Annotated in this window: 15 protein-coding genes; all 15 read left to right on the forward strand. The window is 38.7% G+C overall.

Annotation, left to right across the window (positions count from 1 at the left end):
* Positions 1-348: 348 nt before the first annotated feature.
* The 15 genes from G9H60_RS12400 to G9H60_RS12470 all read left to right on the forward strand — a co-directional run bounded on the left by G9H60_RS12400 (position 349) and on the right by G9H60_RS12470 (position 20,112).
* Positions 349-3,456 carry a SusC/RagA family TonB-linked outer membrane protein gene (locus G9H60_RS12400; RefSeq protein ID WP_394369790.1) on the forward strand — a complete coding sequence of 1,036 codons (3,108 nt, stop codon included), beginning with the start codon at positions 349-351 and terminating at the stop codon, positions 3,454-3,456.
* Between the two features lie 41 nt (positions 3,457-3,497).
* Positions 3,498-5,009, forward strand: coding sequence for a RagB/SusD family nutrient uptake outer membrane protein (locus tag G9H60_RS12405; protein ID WP_223144373.1), 1,512 nt, complete (start codon positions 3,498-3,500; stop codon positions 5,007-5,009).
* Between the two features lie 62 nt (positions 5,010-5,071).
* Positions 5,072-6,277 (forward strand): FG-GAP repeat domain-containing protein, encoded by a 1,206-nt coding sequence (locus G9H60_RS12410; protein ID WP_223144374.1) that lies wholly within the window; start codon positions 5,072-5,074, stop codon positions 6,275-6,277.
* Between the two features lie 105 nt (positions 6,278-6,382).
* A complete protein-coding gene (locus tag G9H60_RS12415) occupies positions 6,383-7,126 on the forward strand; it encodes a 3-keto-disaccharide hydrolase (protein ID WP_262900039.1) in 744 nt (247 codons plus the stop codon).
* Between the two features lie 14 nt (positions 7,127-7,140).
* A complete protein-coding gene (locus G9H60_RS12420) occupies positions 7,141-9,879 on the forward strand; it encodes a c-type cytochrome (protein ID WP_262900035.1) in 2,739 nt (912 codons plus the stop codon).
* A gap of 14 nt (positions 9,880-9,893) precedes the next feature.
* Entirely contained in the window at positions 9,894-10,955 is a 1,062-nt protein-coding gene (locus G9H60_RS12425; RefSeq protein WP_223144376.1) for an aldose 1-epimerase family protein, read from the forward strand.
* A gap of 16 nt (positions 10,956-10,971) precedes the next feature.
* The gene (locus G9H60_RS12430; protein WP_223144377.1) at positions 10,972-12,183 is read left to right on the forward strand and encodes a class I mannose-6-phosphate isomerase; all 1,212 of its coding nucleotides are present in this window, start codon (positions 10,972-10,974) and stop codon (positions 12,181-12,183) included.
* Positions 12,184-12,202: 19 nt separating this feature from the next.
* Complete coding sequence (locus G9H60_RS12435; RefSeq protein WP_223144378.1) at positions 12,203-13,234, forward strand: sugar phosphate isomerase/epimerase family protein; 1,032 nt, start codon at positions 12,203-12,205, stop codon at positions 13,232-13,234.
* 21 nt (positions 13,235-13,255) lie between these two features.
* Positions 13,256-14,413: a Gfo/Idh/MocA family protein gene (locus tag G9H60_RS12440; RefSeq protein ID WP_223144379.1), complete on the forward strand. Its 1,158-nt coding sequence runs from the start codon at positions 13,256-13,258 to the stop codon at positions 14,411-14,413.
* Between the two features lie 20 nt (positions 14,414-14,433).
* A complete protein-coding gene (locus G9H60_RS12445) occupies positions 14,434-15,927 on the forward strand; it encodes a sugar ABC transporter ATP-binding protein (protein WP_223144380.1) in 1,494 nt (497 codons plus the stop codon).
* Positions 15,928-15,934: 7 nt separating this feature from the next.
* A complete protein-coding gene (locus G9H60_RS12450) occupies positions 15,935-16,882 on the forward strand; it encodes an ABC transporter permease (protein ID WP_223144381.1) in 948 nt (315 codons plus the stop codon).
* Position 16,883: 1 nt separating this feature from the next.
* A complete protein-coding gene (locus G9H60_RS12455; protein ID WP_223144382.1) occupies positions 16,884-17,792 on the forward strand; it encodes a substrate-binding domain-containing protein in 909 nt (302 codons plus the stop codon).
* Positions 17,793-17,819: 27 nt separating this feature from the next.
* The gene (locus G9H60_RS12460) at positions 17,820-19,064 is read left to right on the forward strand and encodes a glucuronyl esterase domain-containing protein (RefSeq protein WP_223144383.1); all 1,245 of its coding nucleotides are present in this window, start codon (positions 17,820-17,822) and stop codon (positions 19,062-19,064) included.
* Positions 19,065-19,239: 175 nt separating this feature from the next.
* Positions 19,240-19,575 (forward strand): hypothetical protein, encoded by a 336-nt coding sequence (locus G9H60_RS12465; RefSeq protein ID WP_223144384.1) that lies wholly within the window; start codon positions 19,240-19,242, stop codon positions 19,573-19,575.
* Positions 19,576-19,713: 138 nt separating this feature from the next.
* A complete protein-coding gene (locus G9H60_RS12470; protein WP_223144385.1) occupies positions 19,714-20,112 on the forward strand; it encodes a transposase in 399 nt (132 codons plus the stop codon).
* The last annotated feature ends 90 nt before the right edge of the window (positions 20,113-20,202 follow it).

Here is a 20,202-nt window from a genome sequence, read left to right on the forward strand (position 1 = left end):
TATTTAAAGGATATGTAATTCAATTTCTTTCTTTTTTCTGAAAATTCAGCATTTATGTATGATTTTCATCAGCTATTCAGGTCAAGTCAGTTTAAAAATTGACGAGTCGGAATTTTTCAAAATAATGCTGTTAAAGTACTATTTAATGCATTTTTATATACCACTTAATACACGAAATAGTACTTTTTTGATGAAATCTAGAAATTTTTTATTTTTTTCATAAGGATAGATAAGGACGGTTAGGGTAGTGCTATATTCTAAATTTCGACAGTTATTAATCATGTTGCTTTAAAACTCGGCTTCTGAATTAAACAAATTCACACATTTTTAACCTTTAATTTTTTCTCTATGAAAAACAAATTTTACGACCTACGAATGGGAAATCGGACTGGAGGCTTGCTTCTAGCGCTGATTTTCTTTTTGTCCTCGGTAGCAATGGCACAGGCCCAGAATCTTCGAGGTAAAGTAAGTGGTTCCGACGGGGAACCTTTGATTGGTGCTGCCGTTACTATTGTTGGTACCACTCGTGGAGCATCAACTGATGGTTCAGGTAACTTTGCCATCGATGTTAAAAACAACGAAACTTTACGTTTTAGTTCAGTTGGTTTTATATCTAAAGATGTAGTTTATTCAGGTCAAAAGACTTTGAATATTTCTTTAGCTGCGGATAACAAGACTTTGAACGAAATCGTAGTAGTAGGTTACGGTAGCCAAGTGAAAAAAGAAATCACGGGTGCTGTACAAACGATTGGGTACAAAGAATTGAAAGATTTACCGGTAACTCAAATTGGCCAAAAATTACAAGGTCAATTAGCTGGTGTTCAAATCAACCAAACCACTGGTCAGCCAGGTAAAGGCATGAACGTACGTATTCGTGGTCAATTATCTGTTTCTGCAGGTTCTGATCCCTTATACGTAGTAGATGGTTTCCCTATCACTGGTACAATCGGTGCTATGAACCCAGATGAGATTGAAGATATTTCAGTATTAAAAGATGCGGCTTCAACTTCATTGTACGGTTCTCGTGCTGCGAATGGTGTGGTTTTGATCACAACGAAAAAAGGAAAAGGAAGTGGAACCAATGTAAGCTTTAACGTATATACTGGTATTCAGCAAGTACCTATGAAAGGTCGCGTTGATATGATGGATGCGGTAGAATTTGCTACATTCAAAAAAGAATCTTACGAAGATGCGAAACAACCAGTTCCTGCTGAATTCCAGAATCCTTCTCAGTATGCAGGTAAAAACAACGACTGGTATGATGCTTTGATTCAGAAAAATGCTCCTATTACAAGTTATAACTTGTCAATTACTTCAAATAAAGAAAAATCAAGAACTTCTTTGGTTGCGGGTATTTTAGATCAAAAAGGTGTGGTATTAAATACAGACTATAAGCGTTATTCATTACGTTTGAACTCTGCATACGATATCTCAGATAAAGTAACTATTGGTTTTAATGTAGCTCCACAGTTGACATACGATAATACACCAAGAACAGACGGTGATCGTGGAACTGGTATTTTGTTCAATGCTTTACACACTTGGCCAATCATGCCAATATATGAAGCAGACGGAAAGACCTTAACTAAGTTTAACCGTTTCCCTGCTAGTACAGGTAATATTTTCGCCTATCCAAACTGGGTTAGATCAGCTCAAGAGTTGATTAATGAGACGACTACAACGAATTTATTAACCAATGCGTTTATTGAGTTCGAACCCATCAAAGGTTTGAAATTCAGATCTAGTATGAATGGTGAGATTTTGAGAACGAAATTCTTCTTCTTCAATCCATCTACAGCTACATCCGCAATCAACGTAGCTATTCCTACTACGGCAGTTTCTATTCGTCAGAATATTGAAAACCTATCTTGGTTGAATGAAAATACAGTGACTTACAGCAAGACTTTATGGGATGATCATAAATTCGAAATTTTAGGAGGTTACACAAGTCAATATTTCCGTCAAGAGTCTAGCCAAATTCAAGCAGATACTTATGCAGATGATCGTCTTCCAACGATCCAAGGTGCCATTAATATCAACCGTGGTGCTACTGTATCAGGTGTACAAGAGTGGGGATTGATTTCTTATTTGGCACGTTTGAATTACAACTACAAAGGCAAATACTTATTAAATGCTGCTATTCGTAGTGATGGTTCTTCTCGTTTCGGTTCAAATAACCGCTGGGGTATTTTCCCTTCTATTGGTGCAGGTTGGGTAGTGTCTGATGAAGAATTCATGAAAGACATGCCAGCAGTATCCTTCATGAAAATTCGTGCAAGTTTAGGAGAAATTGGAAATAATAACATTGGTAACTACACTCACTATGCCTTGATTAACAATACGGTTAATGGTGTATTTGGGAACACGGTAGCTCCAGGTGCTTCTGTAAGTTCATTGGCTAACCCGAACTTAGGTTGGGAAAAAACACGTCAATTTGATTTAGGTTTAGATTTAAACTTATGGAATGATCGTGTAAACTTTACCTATGATTATTACGTAAAGAATACCACAAATTTATTGTATTCAGTTCAAATTGCTCAGGCTTCTGGTTTTGGTAATTTCAATGATAACATTGGAGAGATTAAGTTCTGGGGTCATGAATTTGCTGTTAATACTAAAAATACAACTGGTGCGGTTAAATGGACTACCAACGCTAACATCTCGTTCAACCGTAACGTAGTAGTAGCTTTAGCTCCGGGTATTGACCGTGTTTATGGATCTTTCCACATCACTAAAGTAGGACAACCTTTCGGTCAGTTCTATGGTGTGATTGCTGACGGTGTTTACAAAAATGCTGCAGATTTGGCTAATTCGCCACAAGTTCCAGGTCGTTCAACTGTAGGAAGTATCAAGCTGAAGGATTTCAATGGTAATGGTATAATTGATTACGGTGGAAACGCTGATGATAGAACTATCATGGGTAATCCTTTCCCTGACTTCGTTTATGGTATCACAAACAACGTTACTTACAAGAACTGGGATTTCAACATCATTGGTTCTGGATCTTATGGAAACCAATTATTAGTTCGTCACATTTATTCAACAGCTAACTTAGATGGTGTATTCAATATGGTGGATGGAGCTAAATATCGTTTCCGTTCAGAGGCTAATCCAGGAATGGGAATGTATGGAACTACTGTTGGTGGTGGTAACGTAACAGGTATCGAGCGTGACTGGATGAATAGTCGTTTCGTAGCTGATGCATCTTATTTTACTATTCGTAACATCACTTTGGGTTATACCTTCACTAAGCCTTCAAAAGTATACAAGTCATTACGTGTATATGCTTCTTGTCAACAAGCCTATGTTTTCACCAATTATTGGGGTGGACCTAATCCAGAAACATCGGCACAAGGAAATGGTCAGGGCGATGGTGGTAACTTAAGCCCAGGTGTGGATTTATCTAACTATCCTGTTCCGCGTACTTTTACAATTGGTGCGAACTTTAACTTTTAATTAGGACGACGATAATCTTATCATATATTTAGATAGACAAAATGAAAAATAAAATCATATTAAGCTGTTTGCTGGCCCTTGGTTTAACGGGCTGCTCAGAGAGTTTCTTGGAAATTACTCCAGAAACCAATTTAAGTTCGGTGACCTTCTTTAAGACCCAATCGGATTTTGAACAAGCTGTCAATGCGTGCTATGTTCCTTTGAGAACTATTTATAATGACCGTTCTTGGTTATTGTCTGAAATGCACTCTGATAATACATATTATTACAGAAATACGGCATTTGGAGCGACAGAGCAACAAGAGGACTTGGCGGATTTCTCCATTCCAGTTTCGAATGGATTAACGACCAATACACACGTGTTGAACCAGTATCGTCAGGATTATTTGATCATTGCTCGTGCTAATCAGGTTCTTGCATTAATCGACAAGGCTGATTTCGATGCAGCTGCTAAGGCTAATTTAAAGGGTCAAGCTCAGTTTTTAAGAGCTTTTGCTTATTTTGAAATATACAGATATTTCAACAAAGGGCCTTTGCACTTAACTCCTATTACAACTAGAGAAGAAGCTGCGGCTAAATTGGGTACGGCTGCTGATTTGGAGAAAATCATTACGGATGATTTAGTAGGTGCAGCGGCTAACTTAAAGCCAAAGTCTACTCAAGAAGCTGGACGTGCTACTTCAGGTGCTGCTAAAACAGTATTGGCAAACTTGTACATCATCCAGAAGAAATGGGCAGAAGCTGAAAAGTTATTGAAAGAAGTTGTAGCTGAAGGAAGCTATTCATTGATTCCTGATTACAACAACGTATTCTCTACTTCAACTGCGAACAAAAACAATGCAGAAAGTGTGTTTGAAGTACAATTCCAAGAGGGATCGAATGGTTATAACGGTACATTCATGTACAACTTCTTGCCTCGTCCAATGACTGCTGATGAATTGAAAACTTTGTCAGGAACTTCTAACCCTCAACCGCAAACAGGTGAAGGTAATAATGCTCCTACACCTAATATTATCGCGGCATATGAAGCAGGTGATTTACGTAAGGATGCTTCTATTGGTTACATCACTTGTTCTTCTACTTTGTGGGAGGGTAAAACATACCCAATCATTAAGAAGTACATGAAAACACACGCTTTGAATGGTAACCATGGAATGAACTGGCCAGTATACCGTTATGCTGAAGTTATATTGTTCTTAGCGGAAGCGTTGAATGAGCAAGGAAAAACGGCTGAAGCAGCTACTTACATGAACATGGTGCGTAAGCGTGCAGGTTTAGCGAATACTACGGCTACTTCTCAGGCTGATTTCCGTACTGCTTTGATGAAGGAGCGTCGCGTTGAGCTTGCATTCGAAAACAAGCGTTGGCATGACCTTGTTCGTACAGATACGTTCAAAGCAGTGATTACAGCTTATGGTGCTGAAATTAAAGCAAATCCATTCTCTTATTATTACCAAAAAGGATATACTCTACGTAGTAACTCTTTCACCGTAATTGAGAAATATTACCCAATGCCAGCTGATGAAGCAGCATTGAATCCTAATATTAAGTAATATTTTAATTTTAAAATAGCTGTCCTAGATTAACAGGACAGCTATTTTTTTCTCCTTTTGTCATGAAAACGTTTACATTGAATTCCAAGGTCGTTTTAATGTGCTTGATGTCTATCGGGCAAACCATGGCGGCTTCACATATCCCTGATTTTAAGAAAGTAACCTTGAGTTCCACTTTTCTTTCAGAAGGAGTATGCGTAGGGGATGTCAATCATGACGGGAAAAAAGATGTTTTAGCCGGAGCATTTTGGTTTGAAGCTCCTACATGGACAAAACATATAATCAGTGACGATGATATTCGTTACGATAAATCATTGAAAGCATTCCCGAAAGACCATGTATTTAAAGTGGATGAGGGTTATAGTAATTCATTTTTAAATTTTGCCCAAGATGTAAATCATGACGGTTGGGTAGATTTGATTAAAGTAGGATTGCCAGGTGAAGCAGTTTTTTGGTTTGAGAATCCCAAAAACAAGTCTGAGCTTTGGAAAAGACATTTTTTATATGCCTCTATCGGGAATGAATCACCTCTATTTGAAGATGTTAATGGAGATGGTTTTAAAGATATCATTGGCAATGATTCCAAATCGAAACAAATGGTTTGGTTACAAGCACCCAGCACTAAAAAAGATACTATTTGGAAAGCACACGTGATTTCCTCTAACCCTAACTTAGGGACTCATAAGTATACACACGGATTAGGTCATGGCGACATGAATGGTGATGGAAGAAAGGATATAGTCTTTAAAGAAGGCTGGTGGGAATGTCCTCAAGATGTGTTAGCTAACGAATGGACATATCATCCTTTGTCCTTAAGTTTTGATAGCGCGCACATTATGGTATTGGATTTTGATGGAGATGGATTAGTTGATTTACTCAATTCCTCTGCGCATGATTATGGAATTTGGTGGCACCGTCGGACAGCCACTGGTGTTGAAACTCAAGTAATTCAAAAGGATTTATCTCAAACACATGCTATGGCTATGGCAGATTTGAATGGAGATAAGCATCCAGATTTTGTGGTGGGTAAGCGCTTCATGGCACATAACGGGAAAGATCCAGGTGAATTTGAGAAAGCACTATTACGTTGGTATGAATTTAAACCAGGCAAAACTCCTACTTGGATTAGCCACGACATAGATGAAGATTCTGGTGCGGGTATTCATATCATAATAGAAGATATGAATCAAGATGGCCTTAAAGATATTGTCATTTCGAATAAAAAAGGAGTTTTTGTCTTTTTTCATTATTCTACCAAAAAGGCTTAAAACCCTATAAAACATTATATAAATGCGGAATTTTTCACTAATTTTTACATATAATCTATATTACCTATGAAAAAACAATTATTGTACCTAGGCCTCGTGGGGCTAATGCTTCCGTTCTTTGCATTTCGCAACCCTTCGGCTGGCCAGCAGGACAAGCCTAAGGAAAAAGGATTCAAGAAAATCTTTGATGGTAAAAGCTTAAAAGGTTGGGAAGGGGATCCTGCTTATTGGCGGGTAGAAGATGGATCCATCATTGGAGAAATTACTCCAGCAACCGTATTGAAAAGAAATCATTTCTTAATTTGGAGAGGTGGACAACCCGCTGATTTTGAATTTAAGGCCGATGTTAAAATTACCAAAGCTGGAAATACAGGAGTAAACTACCGCTCAGAAGAATTATTACCTGATTTACCATTTGCTTTAAAAGGATATCAAGCAGATATCGATGGAAATAACCGTTATACCGGTCAAAATTATGAAGAGCGTGCTCGCACAACGTTGGCTTATCGAGGTGAAGTATCTGTGATTAACGAGCAGACAGATCCCGAATTAAAGAACAATTTGCGTACGTTAGCACAGAGAAATAACTGGACAGCTCGTCAGGTAAAAGGTTCATTAGGACATACTGATTCATTGAAAACTTCGATTAAATCAGAAGATTGGAATGAGCTTCATATTGTAGCTAAAGGAAATCATTTATTGCATTACATCAATGGTATTTTGATGAGTGATGTAACTGACTTAGATAAAATAAATGGAAAAGCTTCAGGTTGGTTAGGTATGCAAGTGCACGTTGGACCTCCTATGAAAGTTGAGTACAAAAACATTCGATTGAAAACACTTAAATAAACACTGTTAATTATATGAAAATGAGACCTCTAGTTAAACTTGGAATGGTGTTTGCAGCGGTAATTGCTTTGGGCAGTTTTGGCTACAATTCACTCCACAAAGTACAACCCGCCCTGGCAGAAGGGGCAAATCCTAAAACGGATAAGATTCGCTTACAACCAGGATTTAAAGTTGAACATTTATTTAGTCCTTCCGATGCCAAAATTGGTTCATGGGTAGCGATGTGTTTTGATGATAAGGGAAGAATGATCGCTTCTGACCAATATGGTGGATTGTTCAGATTAACCATTCCAGCGATTGGTTCTAAAGATAATACTCCAAAAATTGAAAAATTAAAGTTTGGAAAAGGAGTAGATACATTGGGAATTGGTAATGCTCACGGTTTACTATATGCGTTCAATAGTTTGTACGTCATGGTGAATGCACGTGTTGCTCCAGTGAATCCTCCTGCTGCTCAACCAGGTCGTAATCCAAATTTTGCACCAAGCTACGCTCCACGTGGTAGTGGCTTGTACCGTATTCAGGATTTGGATGGTGATGATCAGTATGACAAAATTACTTTGATGAAAGAATTCAAAGGAGAAGGAGAACATGGTCCTCACTCAATCATTTTATCCCCAGATAAAAAATCCATTTATTTAATCAATGGTAACCACACCGACGTGCCTCCAATGGATGCCTATCGTTTACCAAAAAACTGGCATGAGGATAACTTGTTCCCATTAATTAAAGACCCACGTGGACATGCTAATGATCGTTATGCTCCAGGTGGATATGTAGTAAACATTGATCCAGATGGTAAGAAATGGGAATTAATCAGTGCTGGTTATAGAAATGCATTTGATATCGCATTTAATGAAGTAGGTGATTTATTTGCTTATGATGCTGATATGGAGTGGGATTTCGGTTTACCTTGGTATCGCCCAACTCGTATCAACCACGTAACTTCAGGTTCTGAGCATGGATGGAGAACAGGTAACAGTAAATGGTCACCATCTTTACCAGATAACTTACCTCCAGTGTTGAATATCGGTCAAGGTTCACCTACCAGCTTATTATCTTTGCGTGACGCTAAGTTCCCAGCGAAATACAAAAAATCTTTATTGGCTTTCGATTGGACATTTGGTATTGCTCACTTAATTAAGTTAAAGCCACAAGGTTCGTCATATTCTGCAGATCGTGAAGAATTCTTATCAGGTATTCCATTACCATTGACTGATGGTCAAATTGGTCCTGATGGTGCCTTGTATTTCTTGATTGGTGGTCGTCGTTTGGAATCTGATTTATACCGTGTGTATTACACAGGTCCTGAAGAAGCCTCTACCAAGCCAGTAGTATCTCAGATTACTCCATTGAATGAATTACGTCGTAAATTAGAGGTATTCCACAATGGTTCTAATCCTGCTGCTGTGGCAACAGTTTGGCCACATTTAAATAGCCCAGATCGCTTTGTTCGTTATGCAGCTCGTATAGCTCTAGAACATAATCCAGCTGATTCTTGGAAAGAGAAAGCATTGAATGAAAAAGATCCAGTATCGGCTATTAATGCTTTGATTGGATTGATTCGTATGGATAAGCCTGAAAACAAAGCTGCAATCAATGCTGCTTTATTAAAGATTGATAACAAAGGTTTCAATGAGGCATTACAAATTGATTACATCCGTGCATTTGAATTGAACATTTTAAGAAATGGTTTGCCAGATGCATCACAATCCTCTGCTATCGTAGCTAAGTTTGATGCTTTATATCCTGCTAAACAAATGAACTTAACTCGTTCATTGAGCCGTATCTTGGTTACTTTGGAAGCACCTAACATTATTCCTCGTACTTTGAAATTGTTAGAGACAAAAGATACTGCTTCAGTTGCTGCATACCGTGCTGAAACTGCAACCTCTTCTGCTGACTTAATCATGCGTAACCCACAGTACGGTACAGATATCGCACGTATGTTGGAGAAAATTCCACCAGCTCAACAGACCTATTTAGCTACTATGTTAAGTGCAGCTAAAAATAACTGGACTCCAGAATTACATGATCGTTATTTTGCTTGGTTCCGTAAAGGATTTGAGTATCAAGGTGGACGTAGCTATGTAGGTTTCATTGACCGTGCTCGTAAATTAGCATTGAAAAATGTAGCTGAATCTCAGCGTGCTAAATACGATAAATTATCAGGTGCAGATTTATTGACTGCCAATGGTAATGATTTAGTGAAAGTGAATGCTCCAAAAGGACCAGGAAGAAACTGGAAAGTAGATGATGCAGTTGCTCTTTTAGACGCTCCATTAACCAACAGAGATTTCCAAAATGGTAAATCGATGTTTGCTGCTACTACTTGTAGAAACTGTCACGCTGTAGGTGCTGATGGAGGTGGAAACATTGGTCCAGACTTAACGAATTTAGGAACTCGTTTCTCTAAGAAAGATATTTTGGAAGCCATCATTGATCCTAACAAGACCGTTTCTGATCAATATGCAGCTTCACAGTTGATGTTGAGAAATGGAACATCTGTAGTAGGACGTATCACCAACCAAGATAAAGTAGCTTTCTATGTGTCTCAAAACCCATATGCTCCTGATCAATTGGAAAAAGTATTGAAGAAAAATGTAACTTCAGTGAAATACTCAGGTGTTTCTCCAATGCTTGCCGGTTTGGTGAACAGTTTGAATCCAGAAGAATTGAAAGATTTGATGGCTTATTTAATGTCAGGTGGAAGTGAGGCGAATGCTATGTTTGCTAAACCAGCTGCGAAATAATTGAAAAGAAAAAGATGACGTATCCTTGGAAAGATAAAATATCCAATCACAAGCAACTCGGAGGCATTGAAACCTCCACATTAGATAACGGAGCTGGTAGAGGCGTTCGAATTGCTTGGATGGATACGGGAGCGGGATTTCGCTACAAAATTGTACTAGATCGCGGCATGGATATTGCCGAGGCCTTTTACCAAGAAAAAAGTTTAGCATGGATTTCCCATGCAGGCATTACTAGTCCACAGCCCCTGTCAGATCAGGGGCTGCACTGGTTACGCACCTTTGGAGGAGGATTGCTCACAACTTGCGGTTTGGACCATGTAGGTGGCCCAGAAGAAGATGAGTTAGGCAGTCGTGGAATTCATGGTAAAATCAGTAATCAAATCGCTGAAATTACGTCCATTGTACAACCTGATATTCATGCTGGAAAACTAGACATGAGTATTTCAGGTATTATTCGTCAACATGTTATTTTCGGCCCATGTTTGACATTGAAAAGAACAATTTCTGGTAGATTAGGGGAAGCTTTTTTGAAAATTGAAGATGAAATCATCAATGAAGGCAATACTAATGCCCCTTTGATGTTATTATATCACTTTAATTTTGGCTGGCCTTTGGTAGACGAAGGAACAAAAATTGTGGCCAATGGAACTTGGAAATATCGTTTTGAGGGAACTCAAGATGCTCTTATTTTCAAAGAAGGAAATGATTATAAAACATGTCCTGCCCCTTTGGACATACATGTAGGTGGGGGAGAAGAAGTAGCCTTTATCGATGCAGCTACAGATGCACAGCATCAAGTAGTTTGCGGACTTTATAATGAAAAGCTAGGCTTAGGAGTTAAGATGTCTTACGACAAAAGAGAATTGCCTAGTTTAACCAATTGGCAGCATTGGGGTAAGGATGAATATGTGACTGGGATTGAACCAGGTACAAATCCTCCAATTGGCCAAAAAGCCGCTCGGGAAGAAGGCTCATTGCTTTTTTTAGCTCCTAGAGCGAGTAAACGTTTTTCGGTGACTTTAGAAGTCTTAGATCAACAAAAACAAACAGAGAAATTAACTAATTTTATACAATAAAAGATTGCCTATTCTTATGAAAAATAAAGCAGAAAAAGCCCTGGAGCAAGGAAAGGGCATATTGCGTTTAGCACCAACTTGGGTACCAAGATCATTTTGTGTTCCAGGTCGTCGTATTAAATTGCATCCAGATGATTATTATGTACTTGGTGGAGTACGAGGAGGAATTGATGAGCGTTGGTTATCATCTACAACCCCTGCTAAAAATGGTCCTTTAACGGGAGAAAACGAAGGCCTAAGTGCTGTTGTTTACTCAGAAGGCGGAAAAGAAGAACAAATCCTATTAAAAGATGTCATTGAAGAATTAGGTGGCCAAATCATTGGAGATCGTCTTTGGAATGAATATAAGTCTTGGCCTATGTATTCCAAGTTTTTTGATAACATGGGTCCTTTACCTCATCACATTCACCATAACGACGAGCACGCGGCAAAAATTGGTCAATTGGGTAAGCCTGAGGCCTATTATTTCCCGCCTCAATTGAATAACCATGGTGGAGATTTTCCTTATACTTTCTTCGGAATTGCTCCTGGTACTACCAAAGAGCAAATCAAAGAATGTTTGCAGAACTTTACCAAAGGTGATAACAAAATCACCATGTTCTCGCAAGCTTTCCCTTTAATTCCAGGGACTGGATGGGATGTGCCTCCAGGAATGTTGCACGCTCCGGGTAGTCTTTGTACTTACGAGCCACAGAAAGCATCAGATGTTTTTGCTATGTATCAGTCTTTAGTAAATGAAGCAATCATTCCAGAAGAATTGTTGTGGAATGGTACTCCCAAAGAAGAAATTGGTAATTATGACCAATTGATGGAAGTGATAGATTGGGATTTGAATACCAATCCTAATTTATTAGAAACCCGTTTTATGGCTCCAATTCCAGTAAAGGATGAGGCTGAAATGGCGAAAGAAGGATATTCAGAAAAGTGGGTTTGCTACCGTTCAGAAGCTTTCTCCGCTAAAGAATTAACAGTTTTCCCAGGTCAAACTGTCACCATCAAAGATGCAGCCGCTTACGGTTTAATCATGATGCAAGGTCATGGAAAAATGGGTGTTTGGAATGTAGAAACTCCTGCCATGATTCGTTACGGACAATTGACAAACGATGAATTCTTTGTGACTGAAAAAGCAGCTCAAGAAGGTGTGGTTATAACGAACCATTCATCTACAGACCCAATCGTCATGTTGAAGCACTTTGGTCCAAACAATCCTGATTTAAAATTATCATAGACATAAACCATTTGAACAAATGACACAAATAAATCATTATCCAAAATTGCACAATGCCACTTGGCCTGGCATCGTGGGTAAAGGTCCAGATTCCGAACCCGTAATTTCTTTAGATCAAATGCTTGAAATGACTGCAGCGGCAGAAGTAGATGGCGTGAAATTTGATGGAGTTGATGTCGGATTATTTGATCCGCATTTTGATATAAATTCTGGTAAAGAAGGAGCGAAACGATTGGCTGACAAAGTAGCAGCTCATGGTTTAGAAATTGGTAGTTTGGTTGCTCCAATCTGGGGTGGTCCAGCTATTGGTTCCAAAGCTGATCAGGATACTTTTGTTGACATGGTTAAAAAATCCTGCGAAATTGGTCAAACATTACGTGAAATGGGTATTCGTCCGAATGGTATCGTTCGTATTGACTCAGCAAGTGGTGTGTCTGATTGGGCAAAAGACCCGGTAGCTAATTCCAAAAAAATCGTTGAGACATTCCAACGTGCCTGTGATGTGGCAGCTGATTACGGCGAGCGCTTAGCGGCAGAAGGTGAGATTTGCTGGGGTGGAATGCACTCTTGGCGTCACATGGTAGCTACATTAGAAGCAGTAGACCGTAAAAATATTGGTTTTCAAGCTGATATGTCGCATACCTTGTTGTACACTATGGGTTATAATTCTCCTGAAGACCGTATTTTACCTGAAGGGTATGATTGGACTGATCGTGACGTGTTGAAAGATGCCTTACGTCAAATTACTGCAGCCCTTCGTCCTTGGACGATCGACTTCCACGTAGCACAAAACGATGGTACAGTACATGGAACAGGTAGCCATGATAAAACAGGTAGACACTGTCAAGCTACAGATCCGAATGGAAAATTAGTAGTGGCTGAAGATGCTGGGTTTTGGCTTCGTGATGAAAAAGGTGAATTGACCAAAGCATTCAAACATATTTGTTGGGATGGTTGTATGTTCAGCAATGAAGTTATGTTACAACAAAAAACTTGGAACGATATTTTAGCGACCATGATTAAGGTGCGTAATGCCCATGGTTGGTCTTAAGATTTTGAAATATATTTGACAATGGAAAAGAAGAAATTAAGAATAGGATTAATAGGAACGGGCTTCATGGGAAGAACCCACTCCAATGGTTTTAACCGTATTACAAACTTTTTCCCGAATCTAGCTTATGAGCCTGTGATGCAGGCCGTTTGTTCGCGTAATGAGGAAAAAGTAAAGGCATTTGCAGCACAATGGGGCTATGCTTCTTACGAAACAGATTGGCGTAAATTAATTGCTCGCGATGATATCGATGCAGTTGATATTTGTACACCAAACGACACCCATGCAGAAATCGCTATTGCTGCGGCTAAAGCAGGTAAAATGATTCTTTGTGAAAAACCTTTGTCTAGAACATTAGCTGAAGGAGAAGAGATGGTGAAAGAAATTGAAGCAGCAGGTGTGAAAAACACAACTTGGTATAATTACCGCCGTTTGCCTGCTGTTACTTTAGCTAAACAAATTGTAGATTCAGGTAAATTAGGTCGTATTTTCCATTACCGTGCTAACTTCTTGCAAGACTGGACCATTAGTCCTGATTTACCACAAGGTGGAGCAGGTACTTGGCGTTTGGATGTAGAAGCTGCTGGTTCAGGTGTTACGGGCGATTTGCTTGCTCACTGTATCGATACGGCGCTTTGGATTAACGGTGGAATCACCGATGTGTCAGCTATGACAGAAACTTTCATTAAGGAGCGTGTACACACAGAATCTGGACAAGTTCAAAAAGTAGGTATTGATGATGCTTGTTTGTTTCACTGCCATTTTGAAAACGGTTCTTTAGGTTTGTTTGAGTCTACTCGTTATGCACGCGGACACAAAGCTCTCTATACTTTTGAGATCAATGGAGAGCATGCTTCTCTTCGTTGGGATTTACATGATTTGAACCGTTTGGAAATGTATGACCATGCGGATGAATCAATCGTTCGTGGTTGGAAATCTATTTTAGTAACGGATGGAGACCAACCTTACATGGATAAATGGTGGGTTCCAGGTTTATCTATTGGTTATGAGCATAGCTTTGTACACCAAGCTGCTGATTTCTTGAAATCATTGGAGACAGGAGAACCTTGTTCACCTACCTTCCGTGAAGCGTTGCAAACTCAAAAAGTATGTGAAGCTGTCATTGATTCAGCAAAACAAAAGCAGTGGAAGGACACCAACGTAGAGTGGCCTTGTTAATATTTTAAATGGAATGTAGGGTGGAAGGAGAGAAACCAGTTTTAGAACTCAATCAAGTATCTATCGCTTATTCGGGAACTCCCATTTTACATTCCATTGATTTATCTTTGTACCCTGGTGAAATCCACGCTTTAGTGGGTGAAAATGGAGCAGGTAAATCAACTTTAATGAAGACTATTTTAGGAATCATCTCGCCTGATAAAGGGGAGGTGATTTTTTTTGGTCAAAAACGTCACCATCAAAGTTTGAAACAAATCATGGAAAGCGGTATTTCCATGATACATCAAGAACTGATGCTGATTCCAGAATTAAGCATTGCAGAAAATATTTTTTTAGGAAGAGAAAATGAATTGGGATTTTGGCCTTGGGAAAGGAAGAAAAATGCCCAATTAAAAACAGCGGAATTATTGAGAGACTGTGATATCCCTTTAGATCCAGCAACTTTAGTCAAGAATTTATCGATTGCCGAACAACAATTAGTTGAAATTTTGCGGGCCATTTCTCAACGCGCCCACTTAATTTTGATGGATGAACCCACTTCTTCCTTATCAGAAAAGGAAATTACTTTGTTTAGGCGTCTCATTCATAAATTAAAAAATGAAGGAGTTAGTATCTTGTTTACCTCCCACAAAATGGAGGAAATATTTGGCTTCTCCGATCGGATTTCTGTTTTACGCGATGGTTATTTGATTTCCTCCAGCAATAAGGAAAACTGTACAGAACAGGAAGTAGTTCAGCAAATGGTCGGTCGTGAAATGAATCAGTTTTTTCCTCATCGTGAAGTACAAAGTGGGGATATATCTTTACAAGTTAAAGGTCTTGGTATTCCTGGCCTTTTCCAAGGTATTGAATTTGATTTGCATCAAGGTGAAATTTTAGGTTTTGGTGGACTTGTAGGCGCAGGAAGGACAGATATTGGTAAGGCTTTAGCGGGATTGCTAATCCCTCAAGAGGGGGAAATTAAATGGAAAAATCAGTTGGTTAAATTCAAAAATCCTCAAGAGGCAATTCTACAAGGGATAGGTTATGTGAGTGAGGATCGGAAAGAAATGGGTTTTATACCGGAATTTTCGGTTCAGCACAATTTGACCTTGTCTTCTTTATTGGATTTTCAACGTTGGGGGATTTTGGATAAATCAAAAGAAAAAGAAACAGCCGAAGGGCATGTATCTCGAATGAAGATTAAGACGCAAGGAGTGAATCAGCAGGTGATGTATTTGAGTGGAGGTAACCAACAAAAAGTTGTTTTTGGACGAGTATTGCAACATCTTCCCGAGGTGTTAATTTTAGACGAACCTACGCGGGGGATTGATGTTCAGGCCAAATTTGAAATATATACCTTGATGGCAGAATTAAGTAAGCAAGGCAAATCCATTATTTTAATATCTTCAGACTTACCTGAGTTATTGCACATGAGTGACCGAATTTTGGTTATTTCAAAGGGAAAACAAACAGCTACTTTGAAAAAAGAAGAGACCAATCCAGCGGAGATTATGTCTTATGCCATGAAATAATAAGCACATGAATTTGAAAAAAATACTTATTGGGAGTCAATCAGGAGGAATCTTCTTGGCATTGATTTTGATGTGTGTGTTAATATCTAGTTTAACGCCTCGCTTTTTAACAGATACCAATTTGTTGGTCATCTTAAATCAAGTTTCTGTGAATGCCATTCTTGCCTTTGGTGTCACTTTTGTGATTATTTCCGGAGGAATAGATTTGTCTTTGGGTTCCATGTTAGCCGTAGCGGGAGTAGTGGCTGCCTTATTTGCCAAATCTGATGGAGGTAATGTATATATGGCCTTATTGATGGCCTTAGGTGTAGGTGCTTTAATGGGAGCAATGAATGGATTTACCGTCATTTTATCCAAAGTTCCACCATTTATAGTGACTTTGGGTACTATGACCATCGCCCGTGGGGCGGCATTGATTATTTCTTCAGGTAGGCCCGTTTCAGATTTATCGGAATCTTTTAATTACCTGGGTAATGGAGATTTACTGGGAGTGCCCATTCCAATTATATTTTTAGTTGGGACTTACCTTGTCTGTCATTTTGTATTAACTCAAACGGTATTTGGACGCTATGTTACAGCAATTGGGGGAAACGAAACAGCTGCATGGGTGGCAGGTATACCAGTCGCTAAAGTTAAATGGTGGGTGTATACATTAAGTGGAATATTCGCAGCTTTGGGTGGGATTTTATTATCTGCTAGAATCAATACAGGCCAGCCAAACGCTGGATTAGGTTTTGAGTTAGATGCCATTGCAGCAGTTATCATTGGAGGAACAAGCACACGAGGAGGGAAAGGAAGCATGACTGGGACACTTTTGGGTGTTCTGTTCATTGGCGTAATTAATAATGGTTTGGATTTATTAAATGTTTCTGCTTATTGGCAACAAGTTGTGATGGGCGGAATCATTATATTAGCAGTAGTATTGGATAGTGTTTATCAAAAAATGAAACGTTAGTATGAAAATTAGTTTACGCATTTTATTGACTTGTTTGGTGTTGGCTTTAGCATGGGCTTGTGGTAGCAAGGAATCAGGAGAAAAGAAAAAAATCGTCATAGGGGTATCTATGCTGAGTTTACAAAATGAGTTCATTCAACAAGTAAGTGCTTCACTAGAAAAGCATGCTAAAGAGGCTGATGTAGAATTAATTGTGGTGGATGCTGAACGCTCAGCTTTGAAACAAGTGGAACAAGTAGAGAATTTTATCAGTCAACAAGTTGACGCAATCATATTAAATCCAGCAGAATTTGAGGCTAGTTCTCCCGCGATATTACGAGCAAAAAAAGCTGGTATTCCCATTGTCAATGTCAACTCATCTACCAAAGAAAAACCGGATGCTTGGGTAGGGTCAGATGATGCAGAATCAGCTAAAATGGCCATTGATTTTTTAGCGAAGAAATTAAATGGTCAAGGCAACATCTTGATAATTCAAGGATACATGGGTCAAGCAGCCCAGATAGATCGTGAACGTGGTGCTGTTGAGGCATTGAAAGCCTATCCCAATATGAAATTATTAGCGACCCAAACAGGAGAGTGGGATCGGGCTAAATCCATGTCTTTAATGGAAAATTGGATACAGTCCTATGGGGATCAAATCCAAGGAGTGTTTGCTCATAACGATGAAATGGGATTGGGCGCTATGCAAGCATTATTAGATGCCAAGAAAAAAGATAAAGTAGTGGTTGTTAGTGTGGATGGCATTGGAGATGCCTTAAAAGCGGTAGATGCCGGAACTTTAGATGCCACCATTTTACAAAATGCGGAACAACAGGGAGCACAAGCTATAGCCTTGGCTTTGGATTTAATTCATAAAAAACCCATTAAAGAATCACAAGTGCTGATTCCTTTTCAGGTTAAAACAAAATAATATTCTGCTTTAAAATAGAACGTTAATATGAAAAATTTTCTCTTTTTTTGTTTGATAAGTACTACGATCATGGCCCAACAAAAACCTTTTGTAGCGAATTACGATGAAAGTAAAGTCGGTCAATTTACTCTGCCTGATCCTTTACAAATTGGTTCTAAGCAAATTAGTAGCCAAGCAGATTGGGAAAAGAATAGAGCTACCTGGTTAACTCTGTTTGCTGACCACATGTATGGTCAAATGCCTAAAAAATCTATTAAGCAAAGCAATACCCTAATTTCTCAGAAAGAAATTTTGGGAGGAAAAGCGATACAATCGATTTGGAAAATGGATTTTGCCGGGAAAGTTCAAGCCACAGTGGTGGTGATTTTACCTAAATCAAGCAAGAAGGTTCCGGTATTTATGGGTTTGAATTTTTGTGGAAACCAAACCATCAGTACGGATGAAGGGATTCCTGTATTTGATAAATATGTGGTATGTAACAACGAGCCAAAATTTATCAAGAATATTTCTCAAGCTGCTTCTCGAGGAGAGTGGGCTAGTCGCTGGCAGATTGAGAAAGTCATCGATGCGGGCTTCGGAACGATTACGGCCGCTTGTGGTGATTTTGAAGAAGATTTTGCTACAGGGTATAAAAATGGAGTAAGAACAAAATTGGCAAGTGAATTGGGTTTAAAACCTGAAGCTTGGACGGCCAATGGAGCTTGGGCTTGGGGTTTGAGTCGCATGTTGGATTTGGCCCAAAGTATCAAGGAAATAGATGGGAAGAAAGTGATATTGCATGGACATTCTCGATTAGGCAAGGCCGCTTTATGGTCAGGTGCCAATGACCGTCGATTTGCAGCCATCATTTCCAATGAATCCGGTGAAGGTGGAGCTGCTTTAAGTAGAAGAATTTATGGAGAAACTATTTGGAGGATTACCAATAGTTTCCCGCATTGGTTTATACCTACATATGCCACCTATGCTGACCGTGAGAATGAATTACCTTTTGACCAACATATTTTGTTGAGTTTGATGGCACCTCGTCCCGTTTACGTTGCCTCTGCTTTTGGCGATCAATGGTCTGATCCTAAGGGAGAATTTTTGAGTGCTAAAGAAATGGAAAAAGTATATGCTTTGTATGGCAAAAAGGGATTAGGCAACATAGAAATGCCTGGTTTAAATCAACCAGTAGGCAAACTTATTCGTTACCATATACGCGATGGTAAACATGATATCAATGAATATGATTGGGAACAGTATATTAAGTTTGGTAAAGAAGAAGTGAGGTAATTTATAAATTATAAATTATGAATTATAAATTATAAATTATAAATTATAAATTATAAATGTTGGAATGTAAATGAAATTGATTTACCATCTTACATTTTTAATTCTTCATTCTACATTCTACATTCTTCATTCCCTACAAACTGCTTTGCTTCGACTAATTACACTTTTATGTTTAATGATTCCAAGTTTAGCCTTTGCACAACAGGCTAAGACTAAAAAGTCTTTGCCAGAAAAAAAGAATGCCCATTTGCCATATGCCTGTATTTTTGAGGATGGGGCATATCCGGCTACAGTTATTCAAAGAAATACAGTTACGAAAGATTCCACAGTATTTGCTCGCATTGCGGTTGAGATTGAAGGCTGTTTTGTGATTGGTATTCGTTTTCCCAAAGGCTCAAAGTTTAATCAAGATAGCTTGCAAATCAATGATATTGATGACCTGGGAAATTCCATCATACAGGGTCAACATGGGAACTATTATATTATTCAGGCGAAATATGAACCATTCTAAATTGTAAAAGGTAAATGGTGAATGGTGGATTTGACTTGGAGATTCTAACCAAAATGCCCTATATAATTCAGCTTTCACCCATATCCAACTCACTATGTACCGTCCTGAAAAAAGTAGACAGTTATAAACTGAATACTTATGCTTAAAATTAAGAGGATTTATCGTTACAGTGAAAGTTTCAAACAACAAGTTTTAGAAGAACTTTCTCAAGGAATTTATAGCACCCATGAATTACAGCGGCGCTATGGAATTAAAGGTTCGAACACTATTGCATATTGGGCGAGAAAAAGTGGTAATTTTAACCTGATACCAAAAACTATTCGTGTGGAAACTCCCCAAGAAAAAGATGAAATAGCCGCTTTGAAGCTTGAAATAAAGCGCTTAAAGATGTCCATAGCAGACATTGTCACTGACCGAGTGATTGCTGAAAGTACCTTAGAGGTTATTTGTGAACAACAAGGATTGGATATTGATGAAGTTAAAAAAAAAGCTGGTTCGATATTAGCTTCAAAGCCGTCCAAAAAGGGCAGAAAGTAGCCCCTATTGTGCATAAACTAGGTAAAACAAGAGCTAGCTTTTATAAACATCGAAGACAGGTATTTATTTCTAAGCATCTTCAAGACCCTA

The organism is Aquirufa aurantiipilula, from assembly GCF_019923745.1.
GTDB classification, from domain to species: domain Bacteria; phylum Bacteroidota; class Bacteroidia; order Cytophagales; family Spirosomataceae; genus Aquirufa; species Aquirufa aurantiipilula.